Source organism: Methylorubrum podarium (genome assembly GCF_022179745.1).
GTDB classification, from domain to species: Bacteria; Pseudomonadota; Alphaproteobacteria; order Rhizobiales; family Beijerinckiaceae; genus Methylobacterium; species Methylobacterium podarium.
The window spans coordinates 1-9,424 of record NZ_BPRD01000322.1; the positions used below are offsets into that span (position 1 = coordinate 1).

At 67.8% G+C, this 9,424-nt stretch carries 11 protein-coding genes and 1 pseudogene; 10 read left to right on the forward strand and 2 right to left on the reverse strand.

Features of this window, described 5'->3' with window-relative positions; translation table 11 throughout:
* From MFF42_RS16115 to MFF42_RS16130, 4 genes are all read left to right on the forward strand, one after another.
* On the forward strand, window positions 1-604 hold a 604-nt coding region (locus tag MFF42_RS16115), incomplete at its 5' end, for a CdiA C-terminal domain-containing protein (protein ID WP_238256656.1).
* Window positions 605-616: 12 nt separating this feature from the next.
* The gene (locus MFF42_RS16120) at window positions 617-1,141 is read left to right on the forward strand and encodes a hypothetical protein (RefSeq protein ID WP_238256657.1); all 525 of its coding nucleotides are present in this window, start codon (window positions 617-619) and stop codon (window positions 1,139-1,141) included.
* 1,049 nt (window positions 1,142-2,190) lie between these two features.
* Entirely contained in the window at window positions 2,191-2,532 is a 342-nt protein-coding gene (locus tag MFF42_RS16125) for a hypothetical protein (protein ID WP_238256658.1), read from the forward strand.
* Window positions 2,533-3,273: 741 nt separating this feature from the next.
* Complete coding sequence (locus MFF42_RS16130) at window positions 3,274-3,513, forward strand: hypothetical protein (RefSeq protein WP_238256659.1); 240 nt, start codon at window positions 3,274-3,276, stop codon at window positions 3,511-3,513.
* A gap of 507 nt (window positions 3,514-4,020) precedes the next feature.
* Here MFF42_RS16130 and cobT read toward each other — a convergent pair.
* Window positions 4,021-5,058 (reverse strand): nicotinate-nucleotide--dimethylbenzimidazole phosphoribosyltransferase, encoded by a 1,038-nt coding sequence (cobT, locus tag MFF42_RS16135; RefSeq protein WP_238256660.1) that lies wholly within the window; start codon window positions 5,056-5,058, stop codon window positions 4,021-4,023.
* Between the two features lie 171 nt (window positions 5,059-5,229).
* Here cobT and cobS point away from each other — a divergent pair, with 171 nt between their 5' ends.
* From cobS to MFF42_RS16165, 6 genes are all read left to right on the forward strand, one after another.
* Window positions 5,230-6,057: an adenosylcobinamide-GDP ribazoletransferase gene (cobS, locus tag MFF42_RS16140; protein ID WP_238256661.1), complete on the forward strand. Its 828-nt coding sequence runs from the start codon at window positions 5,230-5,232 to the stop codon at window positions 6,055-6,057.
* A gap of 86 nt (window positions 6,058-6,143) precedes the next feature.
* A complete protein-coding gene (locus MFF42_RS16145; protein WP_238256662.1) occupies window positions 6,144-6,503 on the forward strand; it encodes a type II toxin-antitoxin system PrlF family antitoxin in 360 nt (119 codons plus the stop codon).
* On the forward strand, window positions 6,500-6,970 hold the full coding sequence (locus MFF42_RS16150; protein ID WP_238256663.1) for a type II toxin-antitoxin system YhaV family toxin: 471 nt from the start codon (window positions 6,500-6,502) through the stop codon (window positions 6,968-6,970). Before MFF42_RS16145 ends, MFF42_RS16150 begins: the two co-directional genes overlap by 4 nt.
* 24 nt (window positions 6,971-6,994) lie before the next feature.
* Entirely contained in the window at window positions 6,995-7,672 is a 678-nt protein-coding gene (locus MFF42_RS16155; protein WP_238256664.1) for a DUF6891 domain-containing protein, read from the forward strand.
* A gap of 54 nt (window positions 7,673-7,726) precedes the next feature.
* Window positions 7,727-7,933, forward strand: coding sequence for a DUF1289 domain-containing protein (locus MFF42_RS16160; RefSeq protein ID WP_238256665.1), 207 nt, complete (start codon window positions 7,727-7,729; stop codon window positions 7,931-7,933).
* Entirely contained in the window at window positions 7,933-8,625 is a 693-nt protein-coding gene (locus MFF42_RS16165) for a retropepsin-like aspartic protease family protein (RefSeq protein ID WP_238256666.1), read from the forward strand. Before MFF42_RS16160 ends, MFF42_RS16165 begins: the two co-directional genes overlap by 1 nt.
* Before the next feature lie 19 nt (window positions 8,626-8,644).
* On the opposite strand, the pseudogene MFF42_RS16170 reads toward MFF42_RS16165, so the two are convergent.
* Window positions 8,645-9,424: pseudogene (locus tag MFF42_RS16170) on the reverse strand (DUF5666 domain-containing protein); the annotation flags it as partial.

The window sequence follows — 9,424 nt, forward strand, 5'->3', positions numbered from 1 at the left end:
CACCGCCGCGCCGCCGGCCCCGCCGGTGCCGGGCCTGACGCCTCCGGAGGCGCTGCCGCCGCTGCCGGGGTTCGGGGCGGCCGATCCGGGCCTTGTCGGACCCACACCACTGGAGAGCCGGGCCGATCCGGGGCTGACGATGCCGACGGGGGCCCTAAATGGCGTGCCGACCGGTCCGCGCTCGAACAACGTGCCGGGCGCCGCGCAATCTGAAAAATTGCAGGTCGACTCGGAGAACCAAGTCGCCGACCGTTTGGCGGCGCAGGGCTACGCGGTCGTCCAGAACCCAACCGTCGGTCCGGCGCCGGCTTTCACACGCGAGCGGATGTTGGAACTTGCGCTTGATCCCGACAAAAACCCTGATCTTCTAATCAACGGTCGCGTCTTCGACACCTACACGCCGGTGGTTGACGAAGCCCGAAGCATCCGTAGTGGCATCTTCAAAAAAGTTGACGATCGGCAGACCGACCGCGTGGTGGTTGATCTGCGCGGCACCACCCAGACGGATGCCTCGGTCCGCGCAGCTTTGCGGGCCGACCCTGTGACGCGTTTGAAGGAGGTGCTCACCCTGACCGAGGCGGGGCTGCGCCGCGCCTTTCCTTGACGAGGACACGACATGGCCATCGAGCAATGGTTCCATCTCGCCACCGCGGCCTCGCGCCACGACTTGCGCGACGCGCTGGCGCGAGCGGAGATCGGTCTGGCCGCGCTGCCGGATTTCGAGCACCTTAGTAAGGCCGCGAGCGAGGCAACGCTGGTCAGCATCAGTGAGGATGATGACCCGACACGCAGCGTATGCAGGAGTTTGCGGCCCGACAACGGAGTCGTCACGACCCGCTCGCTCAATTTCCGCCTACGTGATCCCACCCTGAGCCGCCAGTATAACACAGAGACAGTCCGCGGGGTCATCGCCCTGCTCAAGGCCTATCCCGACGCGGACGCCTACCTCCTGCTGTACGATGCGGCGATCCCGGCCCTGCTCTACAGGAACGGCCGGCTGGTGCTGGGGCAGCAACTCGCGCAGGATCGCGAACTCTGGGACGCGGCGCATCTTCCCTACCGCGCGCTGGTGGATCTGCCTTACACGATCGCGCCGCTCGGGCCGTGGCCGGAGGTACCGGTCGAAAAACGCATGGCGTGAAGCACCATCCACGAAGGTAGGCAGCGCCGTGGTGTCGGCTGTCTCTCGGTTGTGACCGCTTCGAGATCGACGTGAACGCCCTGCTGGCGGCCCATCCGCCACCCTCCGCCGGGCCGCCGGGGATGGCGCCGGCGCCGGTGCTGCCGGGCCTCGAAGGGGTCACCCCGGCGCCGCCGGCCCCGCCGGTGCCGGGCCTGACGCCTCCGGCCGCGATGCCACCGGTACCGGGGCTCGGGGCGGCCAGTCCAAGCTTGCTCGGAGCGCAGATGGTTCTAAGCGAAGCTGCCTCGTTCACTTTGCCGGAACGCCGAGTTATCGATGAAGCACGTGCCGTCTACAATTCCTCAGAGTTCAAGCGTATTCTAGAAGCAAAACAGGAAAATATACCAGTATAAGTAAGGATTGGCGAGCGCATCATTCAGTATGAATCAGGCCTTACTCAAAATATTTCAGGGATGACACTCACGTCATATGGTGTAAATGGCTTCGTAACAGGGCCGGGCGCATTCGCTTCATCAGATGAGTTGGATAAGACGCTTTTACAAGAGCTATATCGGGTTGGTATGGGGCAGAGTGCGGCGGGTGTTGGTCAAGATGCTGTCACCAAACAGACCACGGATGCTCGTGCATTCGCTGACCGTGCGTTGGAGGCGCTTCGAAATGGCCGATGAACTTCGTCAGCATATCCTGATCTGGGCAGGCGTCATGCGGGCTGCGGAGACAAATCCCGGCATACGAATCTCTTGTCCGTTTTGTGCCGTTGGTACGATCGATGTCCGCGATCTTGTCGATCCAACCGATCCGAAGCAAGGCGAGCGCCTGTTTCGATGTACGCATTGCGCACGTTCAACAGAAGCTCGCATTTCATTCGGTCCCGAAGGTGCAGCGTTCCCTCCTCCGGCACCATAGCCTGAGAAAAGAAGTGATCAAACGGATGTATTGTATGGCTAATAATTCGAGTTATTACAGTATTAAATATCGTGTGGACGGTGCTTATATGTCGTTTCAAGATCTCATGCGCGATCATGCGAATGAAATTGGACTGATCGATGAGGCTCTGCCCCGGTTCGGGTCAGGTAATCCCGATTCTCACCGAAGCCGACCCTGAGGTAACGCGTTACATGGATGATGCGGCGCGTCGCGAAGGCGTCGCACCTGATGCGATGCACGGCCTTACGATCGGTGACCTCATCTTCGTACGTGAGTCAAAACAGAATGATGTAAGAGTCCTGCGCGAAGAATTCATACATACAGAGCAGCAAAAAGGCGTGGCAGTCGGGATCGGCATCGATTCTCGCACCTCTTTCGAAATCGATGCACGCAAAATCCTTCTAGAAAACGCCGAACGTTGGTCCCTGACACATGAATTACAGCGGGAGATCTCGCAGTGAATCAGGTAAATGGAACGAAAAGGGGCTTACTGATAGTAAAGGATTTAAAGAATTTGCACTTACAGAAACAGCCGTTGCTGCCATTTATTGAAGAAGATATTGATCGATACCGCCGGGGCGTAGCGGAGCCCATGCGCAATCCCGAAGATGGGCAAGAATTCAAGGTCTAACTTGAAAATACTCTTGCGGTTCTCAAGGTAATTTGTGGCGATCAAGTATTTTATCGCTCTCGACACGCTAAAAACAGTGTTTCCGGAGGAGAATTATTAGATAAACATTGGTAATCGCCATCGCTCGTATCGCCTTATACATATCTAATTTAATGCTGGGCGACGCTGAATGCCAGCAACAGCATCAATGCCGGGTTCGAGGCGGCCAACGCGGCCCGCAACGCCGCGCAGCGGTCGCAGCTCGGCGCGGGCTTCGAGGCCGCCAACGCCCAGCGCGCGGCGATGTTCGCCGCCCCGCCGGTGACGGGGCCGATCCTGCCGCCGAATTTTTCCGAGACGGCGCAGGTGCCGTCGCCGGTCCAAGCGCCTGAGGCGCCACCGGTTCCGGAGCCGGCACCGCAACCACCGCAGGTGCCCGCACCCCCGCAGCCGGTCCCGGATCCGGGGGGGGCTCCACTGCCCGCGCCCGGCCCCGAGGTCGCCAATGCAGAGTGATGGGGTATCACGCCCGAAGAGGTGCAGAAACTCAGGAGAGAAATTTATGAAATGAATCTGAGAGGAAGGTGCTGATATGTCGTTGCACGATTTGATTCGAAATCATGCCAACGAGCTTAGGCTGATCGATGAGGCGTTAGCTCGCTTCAGATCGGGTAATCCCGATCCGGTTCGCGATCCGATATCCAACGAAATTTACGCCGTTTGGGCGGATAACGCGCTCGGAGTGGTGCAAGTATCGCGTGGAGGAAAAGTTGTTCAGCGCATAAAATTTACGCTGGGGGCGCTTTCGCGCGGCGTCGATCAGGGACTGTAGCCAATGCGGCGATTCGATCCAGGGATTCAGCTGGATCAACTGAAAGATGGTGGAGGCGCAGCGCGCCATTTCGGCGACGCTCGGCGATCGTTGAGTCGTGTCTTAAATCGAGCAATTGTTGAAAGGGCGAGTGTGTTATGCTCGATCTTTCTGTTCAGCTGCCGAATTGCACCCTAAAGGCGCAGGTTTATCCGCACGCCCCAGCGCCCGCATTTCTGCCAGGAACGGCGCCGGTTCAAGTGCCTTCGCAGCCGATCTCGTCCCAACGCTCGCCGGTCGGTCGCTCGCACCGAGTCCTGACGACCGCTTCGACCCAGCGGCCAGCGCGCCGCAGCCCTACGCCGAGCCGATCGCGAACGCGCACGGCGCGCGGACGATCGTTCTGCTCGCAGCCTGCGGCGTAGGCTGCCGGCGCCAGGAAGCGAGTCTCGACCTTGTCAACCGGCCGATGCAGAGAGGCCGAGCGTCGGCATCGGCGTATCCCTTCACGCCGTCCGACCATCCGTCTCAGCCCGCGCTCTTGCCCGAGACCCCCGCCTGCTCGAACGTCGCCATGTCGCGGTGGCAGGCGAGCGCGCCCTTCAGGAGGCCGAGCGCGAGGGCCGCGCCCGAGGCTTCGCCCAGCCTCATGTCGAGCGACAGCACGGGGGTGAGGCCGAGCCGTTCCAGCACCTCGCCATGGGCGCCTTCGGCCGAGCGGTGGCCGGCGAGGCAATGGTCGAGGGCGTGCGCGTCGGCGGCGTGCAGAACGGCCGCGGCGGCGGTCGCGACGTAGCCGTCGAGCACCACCGGTACCCGCTGCAGCCGCGCCGCGAGGATGGCGCCGGCCATGGCCGCGATCTCCCGGCCGCCGAGGCGCGCGAGCACCGCCAGCGGGTCGCCGAGATGATCCCTGTGGGTGTCGAGCGCCAGCCGCACCGCTTCGGCCTTGCGGGCGACGCCGGCCGCGTCGAGCCCGGTGCCGCGCCCGACCCAGTGCTCGGCCTCGCCGCCGTAGAGCGCGGCGTAGATCGCCGCCGCGACCGTGGTGTTGCCGATGCCCATCTCGCCCACCGCGAGGCAATCGGTGCCCGCCGCCACCGCCTCCATGCCGAAGGCCATGGTGGCCACGCACCCCTTCTCGTCCAGCGCCGGCCCCGAGCAGATGTCGCCGGTCGGGAGATCGACGGCGAGGTCGAACACCCGGAAGCCGAGGCCGTAGGCGGCGCAGAGTTGGTTGATCGCCGCCCCCCCGGCGGCGAAGTTGTCCAACATCTGCCGGTTGACCGCGGCGGGGAAGGCCGAGACGCCGCGCGCCACCACGCCGTGGCTGCCGGCGAACACGCAAACCATCGGCCGGTCGAGGGTCGGCCTGGCCTTGCCCTGCCACGCGCCGAGCCACTCGACGAACTCTTCGAGTCGGCCGAGCGCCCCCGGCGGCTTGGTGAGCTGCGCGTCCCGCGCCCGGATCGCGGCGAGCGCGTCCCCGTCGGGGCCGGGCATCTCCGTGAGCAGGCGGCGGATATCGGCGAAGGGTGAGGCGGCGGCGGTCGGATCGGAGGTCATGCAGGGGGCTCTTGCGCGTCGGAGGCGGGGACACCCGCGAAAGGAGGTCGCCCGATCGGCGCGGGGATTGCCACCGGATAGAAGGCAGCGCCGCGTAGCAGGCAGGAGGCTCCCGGCGCTATAGATGCGGGGGGGCCTGCGGGTCCAGGCGGCCGGACGGAGGGGGACGGAATGATCGAGCGCAGCGGCCGCGATCTCGGCCCGCCCTTTCCCGGGGCGGAATGGGTCTACGACCTCGCCGCCTGCCTCCGCTTCTTCACCCGCCTGCCGATCCCGCCCTTGCCCGACGAGCCGGCGCCCTATGCCGCACCGGATTTCCGCACCGTGCCGCGGATGCTCCCGCTGGCCGGGCTGCTGATCGCAGGGCCTGCCGCCCTGGTTCTGGTGCTCGCCTGGGAGATCCGGCTCGGTCCGTTCGTGGCCGCCGCCCTGGCGCTCGTCGCCCTCGCGCTGATCACGGGCGCCATGCACGAGGACGGTCTGGCCGACGTCGCCGACGGGTTCGGCGGCGGCCATAGCCGCGAGCGGACCCTGGAAATCATGCGCGACAGCCGCATCGGCGCCTATGGCGGCACCGCTCTGTTCCTCGGACTGGCGCTGCGGGCGGCGATGCTCGCGACCCTGCTCGACCGCTCCGGCCCGCTCGCCGCCGTCGCGCTCCTCTTCGCCGCCGCCCTGTCGCGCACCGTCGCGCTGGTCCCGCTCGCGATCCTCGACCCCGCCCGTCCCGGCGGCGCGGGCGCCGCCGTCGGCCGGCCGACCCGCGCGACGCTCGGCATCGCGGGGCTGATCTGCCTGATCCTCGCGGGCGTCGCCGCCCTCCTGGGCCTACCGCTGCTCGGCCTCGTCCTGGCGCTGATCCTGGCGCCGCTCGCCGCCTTCGGCCTAAGCGCCGTCGCCGAGCGGAAGATCGGCGGCCAGACCGGCGACGTGGTCGGCGCCTGCCAGCAGGTCGGCGAGATCGCGGTGCTGCTGGCGCTGGTGGCGGCGACGGCTTAGCTCTCTGCTTCGAGCGGCGTTCGGCTTGTCTTCGACATTCATGGTACGTATCTTCGCACGTATCATTGGCGGAGAGGATCGAAGCGATGCCGCAGTCGAGTTTCAAGGGCTCGATCACGACGACGGGGCGGTCCGAGGCGCTTCGGCTCGACAAGGCGCTGTTCAAAGCCCACCCGGAGTTCCGGCAGAAGGCGAAGATCCGCGCGCACGTCCTCGGACCGGGAACGATGCTCGTCACCCTCGATCCCGACGAGCCGGTGCCGGAGGCGGCGACCGGACAGGATCCCGTGGTCGCGGCCTACCTCGCCTTCCTCGAACGGGACATGGCCGCCCATCCCGAGCGGCTGCACCCCTTCACCGAGTCCGACCTCGCGCGGCTCGCGTCGCTGACGGACGGCGTGATCGTCTCCGATGACGAGGTCCTGCCGGACGACGTCACCCTGTGACGGACGCCCCTCCCTTCGCGGAGCGCAATGGCTGGAAGCTCTTTCGAGCGAACGCCTTCCGGCAGAGCATCGACCCCCTCACCGAGGAGGTCGCGCGTCTCGCCGCCGCCGACCCCGACGGCTACCGCGCGCATCCGAAAGCGAAGCTCCTCGCGCGGATCCGCAGCCTCGTCGTCGACGAGATCCCGCGTGATCCGAATGCGCCGGTCTACGCGCTCGGCAACACCCTCGGGCCGGCCCATCGGCACTGGCGCCGCGCCAAGTTTCTTCAGCGCTTCCGCCTGTTCTTCCGTTTCGACAGCGCGAGCCGCATCATCGTCTATGCCTGGGTCAACGACGAGACCACCCTGCGCAAGGCGGGCGCACGCACCGACCCCTATGCGGTGTTCGCGCGGCGACTGGACGAGGGCGATCCGCCCGACGATTGGGACGCGCTCCTGGCGGATGCCCGCTCGGTCGAACCATAGACGTCCCCTCAGGAGAGGTTCCGCATGCTGAGCATCCTCCGCCGCCTCTTCCGGGGCCGAGCGGCAAAGGCGCCGGTCCGGACGGCCTCCGATTCGCCTGCGGAAACGATCGAACGGGTCGACACCGCCGAGCGGATCGCGATCCTCGCGCGCGGCGGCTTCGAGACCGAAGCCTCGACGCTCGAGACGATCCTCGACGAGTACCTGACGCCGGACGCGATCGATCCCGACGACCGCCGCTGGGTCGAGGCGGAGGTGGCCCGCGCCTTCGCGCGCAAGCGGGAAGAGGAGGCGACGTGGCCGCTGGAGACGGATTTCGACCGCCTCGCCATCGCCTTCGACGCGCTCGACGCCGGCGGGATCATCGCGCTGCACTGCGCCGGCTACACCCGCTCGGACGGAATCTCGGACGCGGCCGAGGTCTGCCACCAGCGCCGGGAGCGCGGGCGCGCGTCGCGCGGGTTCGTCTTCTACCACGGGCAGGATGTCGAGAGCGTCCTCGCCGACCAGGGGCTTTACCTCGCCTTCGGCGCCTTCGACGAGCGCGACGAGACCATGGCCGCCATCGCCGCCGAGATCGTGGCGGCCGTGGAGGCGCAGGGCCTGCGCACCCGCTGGGAGGGGGACGTGGGAAAACGCATCCTCGTCCACCCGATCCGATGGTTGAAGCGCAGCCCGTCCGACGACCCGCGGGAGGGGTAGCTGTCCGGCAGGACCCTTGATTCACGGCCCCGCTCCGCCCCATCTGCACGGACGATGACGACTCCCCCGAACAAGCCCTCCTCACCCTGCACCAAGGTCTGCGTGCTCGATGGCGTGACGGGCCTGTGCGAGGGCTGCGGCCGCACGCGCGAGGAGATCGGGCTGTGGGGCTCGCTCTCCGAGCCGCAGCGGCTGGCGCTCATGGCGGTGCTGCCCGAGCGGCTGCGCCGGGCCTATCCGGAGCGGGAGGTGCGGGCGTGATGATGTGGCTCGGCCTCGCCATCCTCGGGATCGGCCTCGTCGTCCTGATCGCCAACCACGATGGCGGCCCGGTGATGGGGCTCGATTCCGATCAGCTCGCCGGCCTCGTCTCGATGACCGCGCTGCTGCTGCTCCTCACGGCCGGCCGCTGGCGGCAGGCGCTCGCCATGCCGGGCAGGACCGTGGGCTCGATCCTGATCTGGCTCGCCATCGGCGCGGCGATCGTCATCGGCTACACCTATCGCGACGACGCGCAGCGGGTCGGCGCCAACGTCGTCGGGGCGCTGCGCCCGGGTACCGCCGTGGTCGGCCCCGGCGGCGCGGTGACGATCACCCGCCGCTCGGACGGCGACTTCGCCGTTCTGGCGGAGGTGAACGGCGCCGCCGAGGAGCGCTTCGTCTTCGACACGGGGGCGAGCAGCGTCGTGCTCACCGCCACCACCGCCGAGCGTCTCGGCATCCGTCCGCCCGAGAGCGCCTTCACCCAGCGGGTCTCCACCGCCAACGGCACCGCGCTGACGGCGCCGATCCGGCTCGACTCGATCACGGTCGGGCCGATCACCGAGCGCAACGTCAACGCGATGGTGAGCCGCCCGGGCGTGCTGACCACCAACCTGCTCGGACAGAGCTTCCTCGACCGGCTGCCCTCCTACGAGGTGCGCGGCGACCGGCTGATCCTGCGCAGCCGCTGACGGCGGGCCACGGCCGGACCTAGCGGCGCCCGCCGCCGCCGAAGCCGCCGGGGCCTCCCCCACCGCCCAAACCGCCGGGACCGGCGCCGCCCCCGAACCCACCCGGTCCGCCGCCGCCGGGTCGGCCCAATCCGCCGGAGGGGGCGCCGAAGGCACCGCCCGGACCGCCGAAGCTGCCCCCCGGATTCGACCCGCTGCCCGGGGCGGGGCGCGTGTCGATCGGATAGCCGCCGGGCATCGCGTTTCCTCCCGTCCCGCCGCGCGGATTCGGTTCGACGCCGCCGGCTCCGCCACCGGGGCGGGAGAACGGCGCCTCGCCGCCCGCTCCGGGCCGTCCCGGCCCGCCCTGTCCCCGGCCGCCAAAGGTGTCGGGTCCCTGTCCACCGGGACTCTGCCTTCCGGGATTCTGCCCGCCGGGATTCTGCCCGTTGAGACTCGGCCCGTTCCGGCCCGGGGCGTCGCTGCGCACCGACTCCACCGTCATCCGTCCATCCCGGCCGATGCCGGTCTCGATCACGGCGGGGCGCCCCGATCCGGGGAGCGCCGAGGGCGCGATCCGGCCCGAGACGGCGAGGCCGGAGCCGAGCCGCAACCCGCCGCCGCCCGGCGCCAGGTAGGCTTCGATCGAGGCGCGGGCGAGCCCCGCCGGGAACGGTCGGCTGACGTTCCGGGCCGACGCCACCGTCAGCCCGGCCGGGCCGGCCTCGCCCTCCACCAGCGCCCGCTGCCCGACCAAGTCCGGCCGAAGATCCGCGAGCCGCAGGCCGCCGATGCGCGGCGCACCGTCGGCGCCGCGCCG

What these genes read in the sequence shown, in the direction of transcription:
- MFF42_RS16165 (WP_238256666.1), top strand. Translation starts at nt 7,933, where the DNA reads ATGATGTGGCTCGGCCTCGCCATCCTCGGGATCGGCCTCGTCGTCCTG.
- MFF42_RS16160 (WP_238256665.1), top strand. Translation starts at nt 7,727, where the DNA reads ATGACGACTCCCCCGAACAAGCCCTCCTCACCCTGCACCAAGGTCTGC.
- cobT (WP_238256660.1), bottom strand. Translation starts at nt 5,058, where the DNA reads ATGACCTCCGATCCGACCGCCGCCGCCTCACCCTTCGCCGATATCCGC.
- cobS (WP_238256661.1), top strand. Translation starts at nt 5,230, where the DNA reads ATGATCGAGCGCAGCGGCCGCGATCTCGGCCCGCCCTTTCCCGGGGCG.
- MFF42_RS16155 (WP_238256664.1), top strand. Translation starts at nt 6,995, where the DNA reads ATGCTGAGCATCCTCCGCCGCCTCTTCCGGGGCCGAGCGGCAAAGGCG.
- MFF42_RS16125 (WP_238256658.1), top strand. Translation starts at nt 2,191, where the DNA reads ATGAGGCTCTGCCCCGGTTCGGGTCAGGTAATCCCGATTCTCACCGAA.
- MFF42_RS16130 (WP_238256659.1), top strand. Translation starts at nt 3,274, where the DNA reads ATGTCGTTGCACGATTTGATTCGAAATCATGCCAACGAGCTTAGGCTG.
- MFF42_RS16120 (WP_238256657.1), top strand. Translation starts at nt 617, where the DNA reads ATGGCCATCGAGCAATGGTTCCATCTCGCCACCGCGGCCTCGCGCCAC.
- MFF42_RS16145 (WP_238256662.1), top strand. Translation starts at nt 6,144, where the DNA reads ATGCCGCAGTCGAGTTTCAAGGGCTCGATCACGACGACGGGGCGGTCC.